This window comes from Halalkalibaculum sp. DA384, from assembly GCF_043951955.1.
GTDB lineage: Bacteria > Bacteroidota > Rhodothermia > Balneolales > Balneolaceae > JAMQKA01.
This window is the reverse complement of record NZ_JBINJE010000005.1, coordinates 95,732-114,850: the sequence shown is the minus strand read 5'-3', so window position 1 is coordinate 114,850 and position 19,119 is coordinate 95,732. Positions and strand designations below refer to the sequence as shown.

Here is a 19,119-nt window from a genome sequence, read left to right as displayed (position 1 = left end):
TCAATATAAAAAAACTAGCCGAAACTGCAGGCTCCAAACCTTCAGGATTCAACCTTTATTCTTCTTCCAGTTTACTTTTCGGATCAGCCAGATTCCGGCCACAATCAGCGGGATACTGAGCCATTGCCCCATGTTGATCGCCCAGTCGCCGGCAAACCCGGCTTGATTCATTTTGGTGAACTCCAGCAGGAAACGGCCGCTGAACAGGACCAGCATAAACACGCCGAAGATGCCGCCTTCGGGTGGCTGGTGCTTGTAGCGTTTGTAGATGGTCCAGCAGATCGCAAACGTGACGATGCAGAGGACGGCCTCGTAGAGCATCGTGGGATGCCGGGGAATCATGTCGATTTTGGCAAAAATAACGGCCCAGGGCAGGGTGGAGGGTTCGCCCAGAATTTCGGAGTTGAAAAAGTTGCCGGTGCGGATAAAAGCGCCCCCGATGGCAACCACCATCACCACGCGGTCGGCCAGCCAGAGAAAGCTCATTTTGCGTTGTTTTTTAACAAAATAGTACATCGCCAGCAGTATCCCGATAGCAGCCCCGTGACTGGCAAGTCCACCCCGCCAGATGGCGATGATTTCGCCGGGATGGCGCAAGTAGTATCCCGGATCGTAGAATATAACGTGACCAAGACGGGCTCCGATGATGGTGCCGATAAGCACATAGGTCAACAGCTGTTCCACCTCCTGTTCCTTTCGGCCGGCGTGCCTGAACATGCGTCGTGTCAACAGGTAGCCGACCACAAATGCGCCTGCAAACAGCACCCCGTACCAGCGCGGCTGGATAGGCCCGATTTGACTGATCGTGGGAGAAGGAAGTACCAGGAAGAGTAACTGTCCCCCTGCAAAAGCTCCAAAAATGAGAACCAGGATTTTCCAGGCAGCCGGTTCTTCCACGTGCTCCGGTATGCGTTCTTCGAGTTTTGAAAAGCCGTAGATAATGGCGACAACAGCCAAAACGAGTCCCCAGACAGCGACCGGGAACGGAAGGTTGATGGTCCCGAGGTTAAAGACACTCGGATCGGCATCCCAAACAAAATAATCGGTTGATTGCATTTTTTTAGTCTTGAGTCTTGGGTCTTGGGTCGTGTGCAGGTGCGGGCAAATTACGCCCTGCCGGTCACGAACCGCAGTTATTATTTGATTTCAAAGGTGGTGCCGTCGGGATTGTCCATAAGCTCAATGCCGATCGCTTTTAGCTCATCCCGGATTTTGTCGGCCTGTTCAAAATTCTTTTGCTGCCGGGCCTCGGAGCGCAGGTCGATGAGCAGCTTCACCAGGTCTTCGGTCTTGTCGTCCCGGTCGGTGTCTTTTTCCGCTTCCGGCCAGATGCCGAGCACTCCATCTACAAACCGTTCCAGCAGGGATTTGACCTCATCCAGGTTGGTGGGGACGTTGCCCTGGTTAATCTGTTTGCGGAGGGCTTTGAGGTTTTCAAACAGTACGGCAATAGCTTGTGCCGTGTTGAAGTCGTCATTCATTCGCTGCCTCAGCTCCGAGTCCAACGCTTCAGTATCAAACGGTTCGGCATCCCCGGGCTCGGTGTCCGCTATCAGACGAATGATGTTTTGGAGATTTTCCAGCCCCTGCTCGGCGCTGCCGAGGGCCTCTTCGGTGAAATCGGTGGTGCTTCGGTAATGGCTCTGCAGCAGGAAGAAGCGGATGACCTGCGGAGCCCATTTTCGGCTCAACAGCTCGTGGTTGCCCCGGAAAAATTCATCGAGTGAGATCGCGTTGCCCAGCGATTTTCCCATTTTTTGCCCGTTCAGGGTAACCATGTTGTTATGCATCCAGTAGTTGGCGAACGGCTCGTGGAAGGCGCATTCGCTCTGGGCGATCTCGCACTCGTGGTGAGGGAAAATATTATCGAGGCCGCCGCCGTGGATGTCAAAATTGTGCCCCAGGTATTTGGTGGACATAACCGAACACTCGAGGTGCCAGCCCGGGTAGCCCCATCCCCAGGGGGAGTTCCACTTCATGATGTGATCGTCTCCGGCTTTTTTCCACAGGGCGAAATCTTTGGGATCCCGCTTGTCGCCGGCGGTCTCAATTCGCGTGCCGGTCTCCTGCTCCTCCACATCCCGGCCGCTGAGCTTGCCATAGTCCTCGTCGGAGGATACATCAAAATAAACATTGCCGTTCACCTCATAGGCATGCCCCTCATCCAGCAGCTTTTTGACCATCTCGATCTGCTCTGGAATATGGCCGGTGGCCCGGGGCGAAATATCCGGCCGCTGTACTCCCAGCTTGTCCATGTCCCGGAAGTAGTTGTAGGTATATTTTTCAGCGATCTCCATCGGCTCCAGCTTTTCGATCTGCGCCTGTTTTTCGAGCTTGTCTTCGCCCTGGTCGGCATCGTCGGTAAGGTGACCTACATCGGTGATGTTTTGCACGTAGCGCACTTTGTAGTTCAAATAGCGGAGATACCGTATCACTACATCAAAGGAGACATAGCTTTTGGCGTGTCCCAGGTGGGGATCTCCATAGACGGTGGGCCCGCAAACGTAGATGCCCACAAAGCCTTCTTTATTTGGTTTGAATCGTTCTTTTTCCCGGGTCAGCGAATTATAAATATGTAATTCGTCCATGGACGACTGGTTGAATTTCGTTGTAATGAGCGTTTCTAACGGATTATTGGCCAGAATCGTTGCCAAAGATACAAGGATCAGGGGACAGTGTACAGGACGAGAATTGGGAATCGGGAATTAGAAATCAAGAACCAAATAGGAACCTGCAAAATCTGTTATTTCCGGGATGAAAGTAGCGGTGTCCATTTATTTTACCGTTGGTAGAACTGCGTTTGAAAGCAGCAACAAACAAATACATAATTCCCATTACGAAACACGAAGTACGTAAATAAATTTCTGCACGGATTTATAAATCGATTTTCTTTCTGAGAACTGAATTACTGCTTGCGAAAAAGCACTGCACTGCTCTCAGGTCCGCAGTTGAAGAGAAGGTCTATGACCGAAAGGTTGGGTTCGAATCCATCCCAGAGCTGTGGATATTCCGGGTGGGCAAACCGGCTGTATCGCAGTTCAATGTCATTCTCATTGAGCTTTTCTTCATCGTTGTATTCCTTGCCCCCGCCCGTTCCCGATAGGTAAATACTGGAATGACATTTTTTACAGATGTCAATTATCAAGTCCGTCTTTTCACCGAACGTATCCAACAGGCTTGAGAGCCTCACCAGTCGTGTTTGAATGCCCAGGTAGGAGGCGATTTTAGTGATCAGGGCGATGTTCAGCTCCACGAAATCAAGATGTTTTTCGATCTCTTTCTCCAACATGGGATAGATCTCATCGTAGTAATCCGCTTTTTTATAGTTCATCTGCAGGGTGCGCAGGTGCTTGCGTTTCCACTTGGTGCCGGCAAACTCAACTTCCGTATAGGGCACCTTGCCCTTCTCACCTGAAGGCGTTGAAACCGGGATGGTCAGCCAGGAAGTACCGTTGTGGGTTTTTACCCGGTTGCGGTTGGCAAAACTCTGCCCGCGGGGAAACTGCACGGTGTCGAGCAATACAAAAATATCGCTTTCCCACATCTTTTGAAAATAACCCAGCCAGGGGATGTAGTTCGGTTGATGGATCGCAACGACGGGTGAATCGGGAGTCATATTTATAGTCTTGAGTCTTGAGTTTTGGGTTGTGGATTTTCCGGTGGCTGAATGTGTCCCACACATATCGTCGTTCAAAAGCGTTCTAAAATTTGTTTAAAACGCTGCTTCTCCTCGGTGCTATCTTTATAACTGCTGTACTCAAACCGGGACGGAGGTTTTTGGGTGATCGGGATCTCAACTCCATAGAGCTTCCGGACTCGATCGGTCACGGCCTCCAGCAAACCCGCCGGATTTGAACAGAGTTTATCATACGAAAACGACAATCCCCGGCCGGAATCCTCCATGTCTTCCAGTTCCTGGTGATAAAACTTTTTTAGGTAGTGAATCTGTCCGGCGATCTGGTGCCAGTAGTCTTTGTCGATAATCTGTTCATACTGCGGGGGAACGTAGCTCCACCAGTTGTTGGGATCGTCGTAATATTTCCGGCGCGCCTCCAGGATGGAAACGGCGGTATCCAGCGGATCGCGTTCGATATAGATCCAAAGTGTTTGTTCCAGCACGTTGTTGAGCTTTGGGATGTGATACGAGCCGAAGATATTCTTAAACACCATCGGGCGGTTGAACTGCGCCTGCATGTTGGCCAGTGCTTTTCGGAGCCCGCCCCAGTCGATCTGATCTTCGATGGCACGGGCGTTTTTGATGTTTTTGAAGGAATCTTTTTTGAGCCATTCCCGCCAGAAATAACCGAATTCGTGGATATCCGCCAGCTCTTGGGTGGCCCCGTAGTGCGATTGAAACGCCTGGAAGCGGCCCGTTTCCAGCACGCTGTCAGCAAACCGGATGCCGGTTACGGGGGCCCTCCAAAACCGGGCCGCCAGGTTGTTGATATAGCCCACGTCAAGGCAGTGGACCAGCAGCTGGCTCAGCAGGGTGGTGCCGGAGCGCGGCAGGCCGATGACGAACAGGAAAGGATGAGAGGGCGGGATGTCGGCATATTCCTGCTGCTCGAAAGGCTGCAACGCGCTGTTAAATTGATCCAGGAACGCTTCCCTGTCGGCAGATTTCCGGTACTGCCCGGATCGCTGTCGGTTTAACTTGGTGTGCTCCATGCTCATGGTATATAAACGTTAGCGGTTCTTGAGGAATGCCCGAATGCGGCGCACCGTCTCGATCGTCAGTCGCTTGACGTCGTCAGAAAGGTCAAACATAAGGATTAATCCGAGGAAAACAGAGGCGATTGCCAGCGACCGGACGGTGACGTCGACCACAAAATTGACCATGTAGGGAATCTGAAATGAGGCCAGCAGGCATCCGGCTGCAATGAGCAGTACCCACAAGGCCTCCCGGCGGAGTGGCTGCATTGAAAATTTAATCCATACAAAAACGTACTTGATCAGGTTGTAGATAAAAATCGAAATGGCAGTGGCCAGGGCCGCTCCCAGTATACCGTAAACCGGGATCAGCAGGTAATTGGTGACGGCAGTCAATACCACCAGTAAAATCATGGTGTGCAGGTCGAACCGGTAGTGCCTGGAGTGCAGGATAATCTGCCCGTTTACGCCGGCCGCCATATCAATGAGTTTGGCAAAGCCGATAACGATGATGACCCATCGCCCTCCGTGATATTCCGACGGAAGCAGATCCATCAGGTTGTGCATGTTGGCCCAGATGCCCACCAGCAGCAGGCTTCCTCCGATGATCTGGGTGAGCGAGGTCCGGCTGTACAGGTCGCGTATCCGGTCGTAGTTTTTCTCTTTCGAAAGGTCGGCGATGATCGGCGTGGCGATTTTGGCAATGGAGCGCTTTGGAATTTCGATCACGGATCCAACATAGAAGGCGATGGCATAGACCGCCGTGTTGGCCAGGTTCGACATTGATCCGAGCATGATGATGTCGATGTTGCTCACTAAAATAGTGGTCAGCCCGCCAAGCATGGTGTAGGTGCCGTAGGCCAGCATGTTGCGCGCCAGCTTTCTGCTAGAATCCCTGAACGGAATGGCAAAGGCAAGTTCTCCCCTGGCGTAGAGATATCCCAGCAGGGCCAGCGGTTCGGTCGCATAGACCAATACGAACAACAGCATGAAGAGGGTGAAATCGAACAGGCCGAAGGAGTAAAGGATCAACAGCGCGATAATGAGAATACGCATCACCACTTCATTCAGAAACGACCCGGTAACGGAATCCTTGAGTGCCCGTACGTAGCTGTTGAGTACCTCGTAGTAAAGCACCACGCCCACCAGTGGCAGCAGGTAAAGGTAATACCGGTTGATGAGCTGGGACTGGTCCCGGTAGTAGTAGATGAGCTGATCATCGAAGAGGAAAAAGAGTATCGTGAAGATCAGAAATCCCCCCATCGGCACTACCACGGTGAGGAAAAGGAGTCCATGTTTGCCGGAGGATGTTTCTTTGAAATGGGGGAGATAGCGGGTGACCGTGTTCTTCATCCCCAAATGGGCGAACTGGGTGCATACCATGGTCAGGGAGATCAGGATGCGGGTGAGTCCGTACTGGTCGGGTGTCAACACGCGGGGATAGAGCAGGATGGTGGAGATAAATCCCAGTCCCACTCCCACGTAGGCGATGACGGTGTTTTGAATGCTCTGTCGAATGATTACACCCAAAGTTCGGACCTCATATTTCGTTACCCGGATTGTATGAAAGATAGGCCAGCCAGAGTCGGTTGACCAGGTACCGCCTGATGCCTTCGCCGTTGACTTTTTCCAGGAATCGCCTCATCGGTGGATCCGGGAGTTTCTGGTAGCCGAACTCCTCAAACGGGTAGTCAAACAACCTGTTGAGCAGCAGTATTTCCATGGCACTGATCTCCCTTTTCCAGCTGTCGATACGGCTTTGGTCAAAGCCGGAGAGATCCCGCCCCGTGGCGCTGTTGCCGCTCCAGGGGGCCCCGAACTTTGTCGGTTCAAGCAGGGACTTGTCAAACCGCAGATCCAGGAACTCCACCATCTTGTTGATCTCTTCCTGTGGATCTGAAAGCAGGTCTTCATATCGAACCAGGTAATAGTCGTCGATCAGCTGCCGGTTGCGGTACAGGTGGTAGTAGTTGTTGTAAAGAGAGTTGAGCATGCGAAATACTAGGGGAAACCCGGATTGGAGAACCTTCGCCTTGCGCAGCGACACGATATTTGCGTAGGGATTTCGTACAATATGTATGAACCGCGCTTGGGGGAACATCTGCTGCAGGAACAGTGCAAATTCCGCGTGTTCCACTGATTTTTCAACGATGCGCTTGTTCTCTGGGAGGGGACGGTCATACAGTGCCTGGTGATACCCCTCCATAAGCAGGGTAAACCGCTCGCGGTTGTTCATTTCACTGGAAAACCGCCCGAACACCTCCAGAAATCTCGATACCTCAATTGTAAAGTTGGCGGGAGAATCTCCCAGCCGGTCGTCGGTGTTGTTGAGGTGCCGAAGCCGGTCGCCAAATCGATTGATGATCGTTTCCCTGCTCACCTTCCGGGGCTGCTCCCTGCGGTAGTCATAATCCACCCAAAAGCAGCAGTTTTGGAAAAAGTGGGATTCGAAGGGAACAACAAACAGGTCGGGGTGGCCATCGAAGATGCTCCGCAGCAACGTCGTGCCCGATTTGTGGGCTCCAAGCAGGAAAATGGGTCTGTCATTCATAGTATCAGGTGCTGCTTAATTCTGCAAGAGGTCCGGGCAAAACGGTTGTTTTACCCAATGTTAGCTTTTTCGCGAATTCGAAATACTTGGCTCTGAAATTTGATCCAGATAATAGGTTTTAGGAATTGATGCTGATAATTGGCTAAACGTTGCGGTCCACAATATAGGAAGTTTACAGCAGTTGGCCTGAATTATTCGATTCGGTGCGGCGTTAAGCCTTGTCCGCATCTATACCCTTCTCGCTGACTTTCGGATACATCCAGTTCCACCGCGTGCCGTTTTCGACCAGCCCTTCTTCGTAACTGAGGCCGATGAAAGGGAGCAGGTCCTTCAGAACCGAGTCGGTTTGGTTGATTAAATCTTTGAAGGAGAGCGTGCGGGCATTTTCTCTCGGCTTCAGTGTATCCAGTATGGCCGTACCCCGGTCGATGGTGTAGTCGATTTCATTCGTGCTGATCTCCCTGTTTTTTATGGTGCCATCCATGCCGGTCCAGGTAACCGCTCCCCGGTTTTGAATGCTGTTTCGAACGTCAACCGGATCTCTTTCGATCAGGATCAGCCTCAGGTTGGGAATGATCAGGTAGTCGTTGATGGAATAGGTGCTTTTTGGCCACCGTTTCAGGAGGCCAAGTCGATTTGCCAGCTTAACGGCAATGGTGCGCCGTCGGTCCAGGTCGATCTGTCGGGGCACGCACAGCTTGTTGCCAACCACCGGTTTGCCCAGTACATCCATCCAGCTGCGCCCGAAATCTTCGCAAATAACACTGGCTTTTGAGTGCGCCCCCAGCAGGCTGGCCAGCAGCGAAGTACCCGAACGCGGGAGCCCGAGGATCAGCAGGTGCGTGCGTTCTTCCTGTTTTTTACGGCGGATTAAATTCAAAATAGGCCTGGTTGTTGTCGTTTTTTATGTGAAATAACGCGAACGCAACGGGGTCCATTGCTCCAGTAGCTGCCCGGTAACCCGGTCTTTCGGAACCCGGCTTTTGTCCTGTTGATTTACCGGCCGACTGATTTTGTTCCGGATGACCGATTCAGCAACCGGGTTTATATCCAGGAAATCAAATATCCTGAACGTGGTATCAACTGAATGGAAGAGTTCTTCGGCGCGGATGGTCAGCACCCGCTCCTCCGGGCAGGTCTCTTTAAACGCTTCGATAAAGCCATTGGTTTCATTCCAGAGCCAGGCAATTTTTTCTGCCTGACTCACCTGGTTATCTTCGGGGGCAATTCGGCCCTCGTCATGCAGTACGGTGCCGCTGTACCAGTTGCGGGCCAGCCCGCTGGTGATAAATTCCTCGGGCTTCCTGACCAGGTGGATGAAGTTGGAACCGGGAAAAAGGTCTGCGAGGGCATGGCAAAAAAAGGTGATGCGGTTGTTGGTCTCCACGTACTTTTTCCCGAGCACCCAGGCATCACGGATCTGTTCGTAGCGTGCCGAATCTATAATGCTGGATACGAGCTCCGGTTTTTCACGGGCATTTTTGTAGGCAAAACTGCTGTAGTAGGTTAATTCCGGGGTTGGAACGTGCTGCGGCCTCAGTTGATCGCTTTCCTGCAGGATATCCGTTAGCAGCCTGGTGCCGCAGCGACCAGTGGAGAGGACGAAGCAGGGAGCGGCTTCCCGGTGCACCCTGTCATAGAGGCTGCGAACGTCAACCTCCCGGATTTGCCGGTGAATCCGGCTCTGGTCGCGCAACTCACGATAGAGATCGACGTTTACCTGGTAAAATTTTTCAAGAATTTGCCTGAGTTTCATCAGCTTGCTCCTGTCACTTTGTTCAACAACTCGTCAAACTGCTGACGAAAATTGTCGGTGTCAAATTCCTGTACCCGTTTAAACAACCGGTCCCTGCGCTCTTTTTTGGCTCCCGGCGGAACGTCGATCACCCGCTTTATGATTGCTGCTGCTTCAGCGGTGTCGGAGTATCGCAGATCCTGATCCGGGACGATCTCCACCTGTCCGCCGGAATCGGGTACCACCGGAAGGCAGCCGTGGGAGATCGCTTCCACGGTGGTGATGCCAAACGGTTCATTCCGGATGGAGTGGAGGAACAGGCCCGCGCGATCCAGCAAAGTATTCAACTGATCAAACGGAAGATCGGGCAGCAACTCTACGTGATCAAGTCCATGCCGCTCTTTATAAGCCCGGCATTTCTCAAAATAGTTTTGATCCGAGAGAAAGCCCATAATCCGGAACTGAAGATTCGGCAGCTGCCGGGCAATTTCAAGCTGCTCCATCTGTCGTTTTTCCGGGGCAAACCGTCCCAGGCTCACCACCATCATTTCATCTTTGGGAGACGACGGCAGACCGTCGGGAATCTCCACCGGGGGATACAGCACGTCAACATCGGCAGCCTCCATAGCATAATGGTTCAGCAGCGTTTGACGGGTAAACGTTGAGTTGGCCAGGACTATTTCCTCTTTGTCAACGTGGTTGTCGAACCGGTAGGCATGGGAAGCCAGCATAAATGGATCATGGCGTATGTGGTACCACTTTTTCCGGGGACCCTCCGGCCTGTGGATCGACTGCGCCCGGGAGAGGCCACGCGCTTTTCTGGGGAAGTGAACATAACTTATCAGTTTTTGCCGACCTGGACGCTCGTAGAGAAAGGAGGTATTGTTGTGATTGATTACGATATCATATTTTCTCAACTCATGCCGGCTGATTTTGTTGAACAGGAGGATGTGCCATTCATAGGGTATCCGCAGGTCGGCCAGGATTTCCCGAACCCTGAACTGTACCTCCATATTATATTTTTGGGCCGCAAGCTCGGGTGAAACTTTGGATTTCAGCGTTACCAGATCGGGAACAACCCCCTTTTGGTTCAGGCTGCGGATCATCTGCAGCATCACGTGGAAAACGCCGCCGGGATATATCCGATTTCTCATCAAGGCTACGCGGGGCGTTCTGTTCATCTGCTCGAAAAGTTAAAGGTTTGAAGTACCGTTTCCGCCTTTGTAATCAATGCCTCATCGGTCCTGGCCCGTGTAAATACTTCGTCAAGCACATCCTTCCAGCCGTGGTACTTTAGGTCAGAGAAATAGTTGTTATGCCACAAGATGGAGACCGCACCGTTGAATTTGTGGAGCTCCCGGATGACGGGCTCAATACCGGAGAAGGCCTGTTCGGGAGGCAATCCCATATATTTGGCGTTGTGCAGGGTGACATCCATGACGGCCAGGGGAATTTCCAGGACAGTGGTGGGTCTGTTATTTTCGAGATCATACAGGGGGAAAGGGTGGCAGATGCCGTTTCTGAATCCCACATGCTCCGAAAAACCGAGGGTGCTGTCGTACTCCAGGCCGCAGCTGGATAGAATTCCCGGTGTTTTACGGACATCAAACATGAGGAAATGGAAACGGTTGCCCTTGATGGTCGGTCCACACCGGTTCATGCTTCGCTTCAGGGCGGCCGGGGATCGATGCGCCTCAACATCTCCGTGGAGCCCGATTTCTGCTCCCGCATTGCGAACCTGGTCCATGAGTTGGGGGATCGCCGGGTCCTCCAGCGAGTAATCGGCGTGCTTAATTCCCTGGTGCGTTCCCTGCCTTGCAAGGAAAAAGAACGTGGAATCCACACCTCGTTTTTTTTCAAACGCAATAATCTCTCCCAGGTTAAACCAGGGATCATCGCCCTTCATCTTTTGCAACAGGATGCGGATCAATCTGCCCGTTTTTCCGCTCTTTAAGGCCGAATAACCGTCTTGCAGCCAGCCGGAGTAGACGCTGTCAATATCGTGCGTGAGAATGAATGTATAGGGATGGCTTTCGATCTTTCTGGGAGCAAGCTCAACGCTATAGACCTGCTCGATGGCCGTTTTCAGGATATCAAAATAGTAGTTGACAAACGGGATGTGAGGGGCTCCCAGCTTGAATTGCAGACTTTGCCTGTAGGGATAACGCCCATATTTGTCCCTTTTTGGGGAAACATATTCCTGCCATCCGCTCAAAAAGTAGAATGAGGCGCCGATGATGTCATAAGAAAATCTGATCGCATCGGACTGCCGGGTAAAAAAATCGGCCTCGGCGGTCTGCTCAAACAGGAACGGTACCTCCGTGTTTTTCCACTCCCTGGATGTCAGAGTGGCGGGATCAACCTGGTTTCGATCCTCGAAGAAGTCGCCCGCATGGTTGGGTACAAAAACCCCTTTGGTGTTGGGATATTGATCATCACCATAAAAAATTTCGACCTCGTCGGGCACCTGGTAAAGATGTCGGAAAATATTGAGTACGTAGCGGCTGCGGGTATCCATAGGCTGGGAATCTAACGGTTGGAAATCAGTTCTCCCAATTGTCGGGTCAGGCGCAGGCGTGAGAACGGGTGCTCTTTCTGCCCCTGGGGTTGCTTGTAGGCCTGCGCCTCGGAACGGGAATAATGTTCCAGGAATTCCGTAATTTCGGGCACCTGGTGGTGTTCAAAACAGACACCCTGCCCTGCTTTCCGAATGATCTGCGCGGCATCGCCGTTAACGGTGCCGAGAAAAAGGATGGGGGTCCCTGAACCCAGGTATTCAAACAGTTTTCCGGTGAGGATGAGTTCGCTGCCGGGCGTTTTGGAGATGCTCAGCAGCAACAGGTCGGCGGTGCACATGGCGCGGATCGCCTCCTCATGCGGGACATAGGGTTTTAACTCAACCACATCACGGAGGTCCAGCTCGTCAACCCATTCCCGGAGGGAGGGATGATGATTCCCAATAAACTCCATCCTGTATTTTCCGGGATTTTTAAGTCTGGCCAGGGCCCTTAAAAACCCATCGGGGATCGCCCCGTCCCGCACGCTCCCCACAAAGCGGATCGTGAGTTGGGATTCCGATCTGTTTTCGGGTTTAAAATTTCCAGGTTGAAAGTCATCGGGATCAAAGCCGTTGGGAATAACGTGGTAGGTGCGATCGATGATTTTGCGCTGAATGTCGACCATTGAGTCAGAAATTACGACAACTTCATCGGCGTTTTGGAGGATCGATTTCTCCAGCTTTTCATCAATGTGCCGGGCCAGGGAGGTGCGCGGCATCAGCTTGTTGTAGTAGACACCGGTCCACGGATCGCGGAAGTCGGCAATCCACCGGATGCCGGTTCGTTCCTTCACATGCTTTCCGGTAAAATGCACGGAATGGGGGGGACCCGTCGTGATGATGGTACCGATATCGTGCTCTTCGACAATCGACAGCGCGCTGGACCGTGCGCTGAGCAGCCAGCCCGCACGGGCATCCGGCAGAAAAATATTGGCACGGATCCAGGCGCTAAGCTTGGCACTCCAGCTGCCGGATTTGAGCTGGATGGTAGGCTTGGTTGAGTCTGCGACGGATTTGCCGACCAGCCTGGAGTAGAGCGAAAACGGCTCAATGGTATTCGATTTAAAGACTTCCACCTCCTCAGGGATATCTGATTCCAGGCTTTCGTCCCGTATCGGGTAGGTGGGATTTTCAACCGTGAGAACAAACGGCTGAATATCGAATTGGGGAAGGTATTTGGCAAACTTCAGCGGTCGCTGCACGCCGGCACCCCCGCTCGGCGGCCAGTAATAGGTTACGATAAGCGCCCGTTCACTCATATTTCACACCGTTTGAGCTTAAGAACACCGAACAAGGAATCTTGAATTTCAAATGTTAAAGTAGCTGAAAAAATATTCAGTATTCGATATTCCGTGTTCGTTATTCGCCATTCCCCTTCTATTCTCTGCGCCGGTACCATAGTCCCAGGCCTGCCAGTAAAATACTCCACTGCAGCAGGTTCGAGGCCCACGCGATGCGTCCACCCCAGATGTATGATGTTGGATTAAACTCCATCCGCAGGGTGTGTTCGCCGGCGGGCACGTTCATGCCGCGCAGCACGTAGTTGGTTTTATAGATTTCTGCAGGCTTGCCGTCGATGGTCAACTCCCATCCCTCGGGATAATAGATTTCGCTCAGTACGAGGTAGCCGGGCGTGCTGCGCTTAGTCGTCAGTTCGATGGAGCGCGCATCATAATGTGTTACCCGGACCGCGGCCGCCGTATCGGGCTGGATGTCGGTGGATGGATTCCCTTCCACAATAGCCGTTTCAGCAGGATTAAACTGCTGCACCGGCTGCATCGCATCTACGGCTTGCCGGGCTGTGGAGACGGTTTGAATCGAATCCACAAAAAAGGCTTTGGGCAGGGCGGTGTTATTTTCATATACGAAGCCGTCATTCCCGGAATACACCTGCGTCAGGTTGTCAAACGGGAGCTGCTGGGGGAATGTGATATACTTGACATTCAACATATTCAGGATCGGCATCGGCAGGGGAAGACGCATGGAGCCGGATTCATCGAGCAGAAACTGATCGATAAGATCCTGGTAGTAACTAAGCTTTGCCCCGGAATAGCCCCCGATAGTGGGATAAAAATAACTTTGAATCGAGTTGTTAAACGGGTTGTCACCTAACCGGAACACCCTGTAAGGCCACCCGTTGCCACTGTCCACATTTTGTTGCAGAAACTTGTCGAGGGGCCGCTGTTGTTGTTGAATGGCCCGCTCCGGATCCACCAGTTCACTGACCATGCTGTCCTCGTTTATGTAGCGATTGCCCACCGACAGGTAATCGTACGAGGCCACAATGACAAGAGCGAGAAGGAAATAGCCGGCACTGATTTTTCGCCTCATGAACCCGACAATCAATCCACTTACTACCAGCGCAATGACAAAATAGCGTATGGAGTCATTTTGAGCGATCTCCTTGCGCTGTGGTTTTAGCTGGGAATTCATGAAATTGTTAACGGCTTGCTGAACCTGGGGATCCGACGGCTGAACGTTGTTGCGCTGGGCGACCTGCCGGGCAAACTGTTGCCGTTCTCCCGGTTTTTCGAATGAGAGCAAGGCATTGCTTCCCAACGCGAAGACAACTCCAAGGACCAGGGCTATGCCCAGCGGAAGGAAAAGGGATTTAAGGTTTTGGGATTTCTGTTTTGCCTGCTCAAACAGGTACTCCAGGCCGAAAACACCAACCACGGAATAGCAGAATACCGTGACGATGAGCCACATCTCGGGCGTCCTGAATTTATTGAAGTAGGGCATGTAGTTGAAGAACACCCGGTTGAACGTTTCGAAGTGGCGACCGAGAGAAAATAGAAGCGTCAGGGTGCCTACCCCAAAAAACAGGTACTTCAACTTGTGTTTGGATCTCAGCAGCCCGATTAGGGCGAAAATAAATGCAACAGCGCCAAGGTAGTGTGGACCGCTGGTAACCGGTTTGGGTCCCCAGTACGCCTGGCTGGAGGCACCACCGAATATGCCGGGTATGACCAGGGTGAGCAATTCACTGATGCCTTGCGACCACTGGAATGCGTAGTTTAATCCAAGCCCACCGCCTCCTTCGGCAAGGGCAGAACCGCCCCGGGTGCTATAGGGCGAATATTCCAGGAATCGCCAGTATTGCTGGGCATTACCCGCAAACCCCAGCAGCCCGGCAAGAATGACCAGCCCGGTAGTGCCGAGCCACGATTTTAACTGCTGCTTTTTATAGGCCTGCCACGTATCGTAAACCCACCAAAAGCCGAGCAGGTAGAAGAAATAGTAGGTAACCTGGGGATGTCCCGCCCTGAATTCAAGGGTCAAGGCGATCGCAAAAAGAGCAAAGCTGAGCAGTTTTTTATCGCTGCGCGTCAAAAGCCAGTAGCCGATGAACATCCAGGGGATAAATACATAGGCGATAAACTTGGTGTTGTGGCCCGCACCGATAATTATGGGGATGTAAGTAGTAAAACTGATACAGACCGCCCCTATAAGAGAAGTCAACGGTCGCATGCCCATGAGAAAGAGGAGAAGATACCCCCCGCCGAGCAAAATCCAGAAATGGGCGACAGGATAGATGCTTCTGGTCGCAGTGCGAATCAACCGGTCGATATGGGGTACCGAGTTGTGAACTGAAATGCCGTAGGCGGGCATCCCCGAAAATACGTTCGTAGCCCAGAGCGGTTCCCGGTCATGAGTTTCTCGGTAGTCAATGATCGACTCGGCGCTTGCCCGCCACTGCTCGGTGTCATGACCCATGAATCGCTTGCCCCCGAGGGAGGCATCATCAAAAAGAATAAAGGGCAATACCAGGATGATCAGGAGCGCCACAAGGTGTTGCTTGCCCTCCGGAAGCGAAGATATGAAGTCGTCTTTATAAGAGGAGACCGCTGATTTTTTGGAGGCCATAGTTATTCGATAACCCTTGGAACCCTGAAATAGTCGGTGTCGGCATCGGGGGCATTTTTAAGAGCATCCTTGTGGTCGACCGGCTCTTTGGCCTCGTCTTCACGGAACCGGTATTCCAGATCGGTCACGTGTTCAAGCGGTTCAACATCGGTCGTGTCCACTTCCGCAAGCTCATCCATATAGCCGAGAATATCGTTCATATCTTCCTTGAGCCCTTCGGCCTCTTCGTCGGTTACCTGGAGCCGCGCCAAATGGGCTATATACTGGACATCATCTTTTGTTACGGACATGTGCTGGGTCTATAAGTTTCGAATTAAACAGGTTCAAAGTTAACAAAACAGTTTGCAGTGAACAATGATCAATTGGTTTTGAATAGCAATCGAAATTTTTACAGGAGCATGATTCGAATTTCACGATTTAGCCCTAAAACTTGAACGTATTTCGTACTCCGTATTGCGTATTACTCTGCTTGAATCTGGGAAAATGCTTTTCCAAATACGCAGTTCGAGATACATAAAAATGGCAACTATTCCCAATCATACAACGACCGTAGAACTAAGTCTCCGCGCAGGCTGTTTATTGCCAACTGATCCGTGTGGATACTTTAGGTAATAATTCTGATCTTGGCCTTTCAAAAATTATAAGTAATTTAATGATCCGAAAGAAAGTAAATATCGTAAACGACGCAGGACTGCACGCCCGCCCGGCGGCTTCGCTGGTTAAGCTGGCCAGCAAGTTTGACTCAGATTTTTTCATCCATATGCACGGCTACCGGGTGAACGGGAAAAGTATTCTGGGGGTGATGACTCTGGCTGCCGAAAAGGGTGCTGAATTGGAGATAGAAGTGGAGGGTCCTGACGAGGAGGAGGCAACCGAGGCGATCACGGAATTGATAGAAGATGGTTTTGGAGAAGAAATAACAGGTGATCAATGAACACCGATGTAGAACAATCTGCTTCAAGTGAATTTGTGTTGAAAGGCGTACCGGCTTCCAACGGAATTGCCATGGGCAAAGGGTATATCTACCGGAGGCCCAAACCAGTGATCAATACCGAAAAGATCAGTTCCGGCAGCACAGCCAGGCACCTGGAACTGTTTGATGAAGCCAAAAGAGTGATTGAAACGGAACTGGTCCGCCTCAAACGCAAGGAGGTGGATGAGATCTCCCTGCAGGTGATCGACGCCCAGATAGAGATGGTGAACGACCCCGAACTTGAGGAGCAGGTAAAGCAGCTGATTGAAAAACAGAATCGTTCGGTGGATTTCGCGGTCAAGCAGGTATTTGATTCTTACCTGGAGATGCTCAAAAAGAGCCAGAACCAGATCAGCCAGGAGCGGATCGTAGACCTGGAGGATGTCCGCGACCGGCTGATACAGGTGGCGACGAACTATTCCATAGATCTGGATATTGAACCGGGCAGTATCGTGGTTGCGGAGGATATCAGCCCCCGGGAGGTTATTCAGTTTTCTGACTACAATATCAGCGCGCTGGTTACGGATCACGGCGGGCAAACCTCTCACGCCAGTATACTGGCCCGTTCCATGGGGATTCCCTCCGTGGTGGGTACCAAGCGAACCTGTCAGCTGGTGGAATCCTCTTCCCAGATAATTGTGGACGGCAACGAAGGGATGGTCATCATAGATCCCGACCAGTGCCAGCTAGATGAGTATCGCGAAAAGATCAAACACCAGCAGGTTGAGGAGCAGAAACTCAGGCGTATCATTTCGGAACCTTCCGTAACCCGGGATGGAACTCCCTTTCAACTGCGGGCAAATATTGAGTTTGCCGAAGAGCTGCCCAACGTCCAAAAGTACAAGGCCGAGGGGGTGGGGCTGCTGCGGACCGAATCGATCTATATCCGCAAAGAACATTTTGAGAACCAGGAAAAGCAGACCGATTTTTATTCCGAGATCCTGCAAAAGGCCGGCTCCGCCCCGGTTACCATCCGCCTGTTTGACGCCGGCGGGGACAAGTTTTTCAGTATGAATGCGGATGAGCGAAACCCGTTCCTCGGATGGAGGGGAGTGCGGATGCTGCTGGACGAGCGCGATCTGCTGCGCGAGCAGCTCAGGGCGATTCTTACCGTGGCCGGCCGTTACCCGGGGCGGGTTAAGATTTTGGTGCCGATGGTATCGGTGATGGAAGAGGTGCTGGAGGTAAAGGAGGAGATATCCGCCATCCAGGAAGAGCTGCGGCAGGAGGGAGTGCCGGTAGACGACCGGGTGCAGGTCGGCATTATGGTGGAGGTTCCCAGCGTGGCGGTCAAGGCGGAGGCTTTTGCCAAAGAGGTCGATTTTTTCAGCGTGGGAACCAACGATCTGACGCAGTATACGCTGGCGGTGGATCGGGGAAATGAATTGATATCAGAACTGTACCAGGAGATCCATCCCGCCATCATGTCACTGATTCATGACTGCGTAGTGGCAGCTGAAAACGAGCAGATCGATATTGCGGTCTGCGGCGAAATCGCCTCTTATCCCAAGGCGGCTCTTTGCCTGGTAGGCATGGGAATTACCGAATTGAGTATGTCTCCTGTATCAATTCCCAAGGTGAAAACACTGCTGAAAAAATATTCTGTCGCCGAAATGAAAGAGCTGGCCGACAAGGTGCTTTCGTCTTCAACGACTGCCGAAGTGAATAGCATATTGACGAATCTTTAGACACGCTGATTCCATGGAGTTGACAAAATCAACAATCGAGGATATTGATACTCAGCAAATGTGGGACCTGCTGGTGGATTTTCCCAATCAGTGGAATGAAGCGGTTGAAACAACGGAGCAGCTGGAGATATCACTGGACCCGAAAAAAATAAAAACGATCTGCATTGCGGGTATGGGGGGATCTGCCATTGCGGGCGACCTGATTCAGGCCTATACCAAAGATACAGCTCCTGTACCGGTTGAGGTCGTAAAAGGATATGAAGTACCCCACTGGGTCAACGAGGAGACCCTGATGGTGGCTTCCAGTTTTTCGGGCGATACCGAGGAAACGCTGGCGGCTCTCCGGCAGGCTCGTAAAAAAGGGGCCACCCCTGTTGCCATTACGGCCGGCGGTGAACTTATGCTCAGGGCTACGCGCGACCATTTTGACTATTTCAAGATACCGAGCGACATACGGGCCCGGGCGGCCGTCGGCTACAGCTTTATCATCTTGTTCAGAATTTTTCAAAAACTTGGGTTCCTGAATGAAGGACGGGAAGCGCTCAGTGAGACCAGGCAGTTCCTGGAAAACCAGGTTGAGCTCCTCTCGAACCACCGTGACAATGAAGCGTTGACACTCGCCCGGGATCTGGCTGAGACACTCCCGGTCGTGTATACCAACAACAACTTTATGAAAGCGGTGGGAATGCGCTGGTGCACGCAGTTCGAGGAAAATTCCAAGACGCTGGCGTATCGCAACGAGTTCCCGGAGATGACACACACCGAAATTGTGGGCTGGGAACGGGTAGCCCACCTCACCGGCCGGCTTTCGATTCTCTTTCTTATGGATCGCGAAGATGGCGACCGCATTGAACAACGGATGAATATCACCCGGGAACTGATTGAGGATCAGGCCGACTCGATTATTATACTGAAAACGCGGGGGGAAAGCCGGCTGACGCGCATGTTTTCGCTCATACAGCTGGCAGACTGGACCAGCTTTTATCTTGCCATCATCAATGGAGTGGATCCAAGCCCGGTGGCGAAAATCGATCTTTTTAAGAGTAAACTGGCTGAAAGCCCGGATTTGGGGAGTGGAAATTGATTTGCAACCGGTTT

General features: G+C 52.0%; 16 protein-coding genes. 3 read left to right on the top strand and 13 right to left on the bottom strand.

Annotated elements, in window-relative coordinates; translation table 11 throughout:
- Nucleotides 1-48 precede the first annotated feature (48 nt).
- From lgt to gatC, 13 genes are all read right to left on the bottom strand, one after another.
- Nucleotides 49-1,056, bottom strand: coding sequence for a prolipoprotein diacylglyceryl transferase (lgt, locus tag ACG2E4_RS04845; protein ID WP_395258449.1), 1,008 nt, complete (start codon nt 1,054-1,056; stop codon nt 49-51).
- Nucleotides 1,057-1,136: 80 nt separating this feature from the next.
- On the bottom strand, nt 1,137-2,588 hold the full coding sequence (gene cysS / locus ACG2E4_RS04840; protein WP_395275865.1) for a cysteine--tRNA ligase: 1,452 nt from the start codon (nt 2,586-2,588) through the stop codon (nt 1,137-1,139).
- A gap of 317 nt (nt 2,589-2,905) precedes the next feature.
- The gene (locus tag ACG2E4_RS04835) at nt 2,906-3,616 is read right to left on the bottom strand and encodes a WbqC family protein (RefSeq protein ID WP_395275864.1); all 711 of its coding nucleotides are present in this window, start codon (nt 3,614-3,616) and stop codon (nt 2,906-2,908) included.
- A 74-nt stretch (nt 3,617-3,690) separates the two neighbouring features.
- Complete coding sequence (locus ACG2E4_RS04830; protein WP_395275863.1) at nt 3,691-4,668, bottom strand: sulfotransferase; 978 nt, start codon at nt 4,666-4,668, stop codon at nt 3,691-3,693.
- 18 nt (nt 4,669-4,686) lie between these two features.
- Complete coding sequence (locus ACG2E4_RS04825; RefSeq protein WP_395258438.1) at nt 4,687-6,180, bottom strand: oligosaccharide flippase family protein; 1,494 nt, start codon at nt 6,178-6,180, stop codon at nt 4,687-4,689.
- A 10-nt stretch (nt 6,181-6,190) separates the two neighbouring features.
- The gene (locus ACG2E4_RS04820; RefSeq protein WP_395258436.1) at nt 6,191-7,201 is read right to left on the bottom strand and encodes a sulfotransferase family protein; all 1,011 of its coding nucleotides are present in this window, start codon (nt 7,199-7,201) and stop codon (nt 6,191-6,193) included.
- 211 nt (nt 7,202-7,412) lie between these two features.
- Nucleotides 7,413-8,081, bottom strand: a complete 669-nt coding sequence (locus tag ACG2E4_RS04815) for a sulfotransferase family protein (protein ID WP_395258433.1) — start codon at nt 8,079-8,081, stop codon at nt 7,413-7,415.
- 24 nt (nt 8,082-8,105) lie between these two features.
- Entirely contained in the window at nt 8,106-8,957 is an 852-nt protein-coding gene (locus ACG2E4_RS04810) for a sulfotransferase (RefSeq protein WP_395258430.1), read from the bottom strand.
- The gene (locus ACG2E4_RS04805; RefSeq protein WP_395275862.1) at nt 8,957-10,117 is read right to left on the bottom strand and encodes a glycosyltransferase family 4 protein; all 1,161 of its coding nucleotides are present in this window, start codon (nt 10,115-10,117) and stop codon (nt 8,957-8,959) included. Before ACG2E4_RS04805 ends, ACG2E4_RS04810 begins: the two co-directional genes overlap by 1 nt.
- Entirely contained in the window at nt 10,114-11,454 is a 1,341-nt protein-coding gene (locus ACG2E4_RS04800) for a polysaccharide deacetylase family protein (protein ID WP_395275861.1), read from the bottom strand. The genes ACG2E4_RS04805 and ACG2E4_RS04800 overlap by 4 nt, the downstream gene beginning before the upstream one ends.
- Nucleotides 11,455-11,465: 11 nt before the next feature.
- Complete coding sequence (locus ACG2E4_RS04795; RefSeq protein ID WP_395258422.1) at nt 11,466-12,752, bottom strand: glycosyltransferase family 4 protein; 1,287 nt, start codon at nt 12,750-12,752, stop codon at nt 11,466-11,468.
- 118 nt (nt 12,753-12,870) lie between these two features.
- Nucleotides 12,871-15,360: a YfhO family protein gene (locus ACG2E4_RS04790; RefSeq protein WP_395275860.1), complete on the bottom strand. Its 2,490-nt coding sequence runs from the start codon at nt 15,358-15,360 to the stop codon at nt 12,871-12,873.
- A gap of 2 nt (nt 15,361-15,362) precedes the next feature.
- Nucleotides 15,363-15,650 carry an Asp-tRNA(Asn)/Glu-tRNA(Gln) amidotransferase subunit GatC gene (gene gatC / locus ACG2E4_RS04785; RefSeq protein WP_395258416.1) on the bottom strand — a complete coding sequence of 96 codons (288 nt, stop codon included), beginning with the start codon at nt 15,648-15,650 and terminating at the stop codon, nt 15,363-15,365.
- A gap of 362 nt (nt 15,651-16,012) precedes the next feature.
- On the opposite strand from gatC, the gene ACG2E4_RS04780 reads away from it, so the two are divergent.
- Genes ACG2E4_RS04780 through ACG2E4_RS04770 form a run of 3 tightly spaced genes read left to right on the top strand, consistent with a single transcriptional unit; the run spans nt 16,013 to nt 19,105 of the window.
- The gene (locus ACG2E4_RS04780) at nt 16,013-16,294 is read left to right on the top strand and encodes an HPr family phosphocarrier protein (protein ID WP_395258414.1); all 282 of its coding nucleotides are present in this window, start codon (nt 16,013-16,015) and stop codon (nt 16,292-16,294) included.
- Entirely contained in the window at nt 16,291-18,021 is a 1,731-nt protein-coding gene (gene ptsP / locus ACG2E4_RS04775) for a phosphoenolpyruvate--protein phosphotransferase (RefSeq protein ID WP_395258411.1), read from the top strand. The genes ACG2E4_RS04780 and ptsP overlap by 4 nt, the downstream gene beginning before the upstream one ends.
- Before the next feature lie 13 nt (nt 18,022-18,034).
- A complete protein-coding gene (locus ACG2E4_RS04770) occupies nt 18,035-19,105 on the top strand; it encodes a bifunctional phosphoglucose/phosphomannose isomerase (protein ID WP_395275859.1) in 1,071 nt (356 codons plus the stop codon).
- Nucleotides 19,106-19,119: the final 14 nt, after the last annotated feature.

Coding starts and splice junctions, on each gene's coding strand:
- ACG2E4_RS04830 (WP_395275863.1), bottom strand. CDS start 4,668: ATGGAGCACACCAAGTTAAACCGACAGCGATCCGGGCAGTACCGGAAA.
- lgt (WP_395258449.1), bottom strand. CDS start 1,056: ATGCAATCAACCGATTATTTTGTTTGGGATGCCGATCCGAGTGTCTTT.
- ACG2E4_RS04820 (WP_395258436.1), bottom strand. CDS start 7,201: ATGAATGACAGACCCATTTTCCTGCTTGGAGCCCACAAATCGGGCACG.
- ACG2E4_RS04835 (WP_395275864.1), bottom strand. CDS start 3,616: ATGACTCCCGATTCACCCGTCGTTGCGATCCATCAACCGAACTACATC.
- ACG2E4_RS04800 (WP_395275861.1), bottom strand. CDS start 11,454: ATGGATACCCGCAGCCGCTACGTACTCAATATTTTCCGACATCTTTAC.
- ACG2E4_RS04795 (WP_395258422.1), bottom strand. CDS start 12,752: ATGAGTGAACGGGCGCTTATCGTAACCTATTACTGGCCGCCGAGCGGG.
- ptsP (WP_395258411.1), top strand. CDS start 16,291: ATGAACACCGATGTAGAACAATCTGCTTCAAGTGAATTTGTGTTGAAA.
- ACG2E4_RS04790 (WP_395275860.1), bottom strand. CDS start 15,360: ATGGCCTCCAAAAAATCAGCGGTCTCCTCTTATAAAGACGACTTCATA.
- ACG2E4_RS04780 (WP_395258414.1), top strand. CDS start 16,013: ATGATCCGAAAGAAAGTAAATATCGTAAACGACGCAGGACTGCACGCC.
- ACG2E4_RS04770 (WP_395275859.1), top strand. CDS start 18,035: ATGGAGTTGACAAAATCAACAATCGAGGATATTGATACTCAGCAAATG.
- ACG2E4_RS04805 (WP_395275862.1), bottom strand. CDS start 10,117: ATGAACAGAACGCCCCGCGTAGCCTTGATGAGAAATCGGATATATCCC.
- ACG2E4_RS04810 (WP_395258430.1), bottom strand. CDS start 8,957: ATGAAACTCAGGCAAATTCTTGAAAAATTTTACCAGGTAAACGTCGAT.
- gatC (WP_395258416.1), bottom strand. CDS start 15,650: ATGTCCGTAACAAAAGATGATGTCCAGTATATAGCCCATTTGGCGCGG.
- cysS (WP_395275865.1), bottom strand. CDS start 2,588: ATGGACGAATTACATATTTATAATTCGCTGACCCGGGAAAAAGAACGA.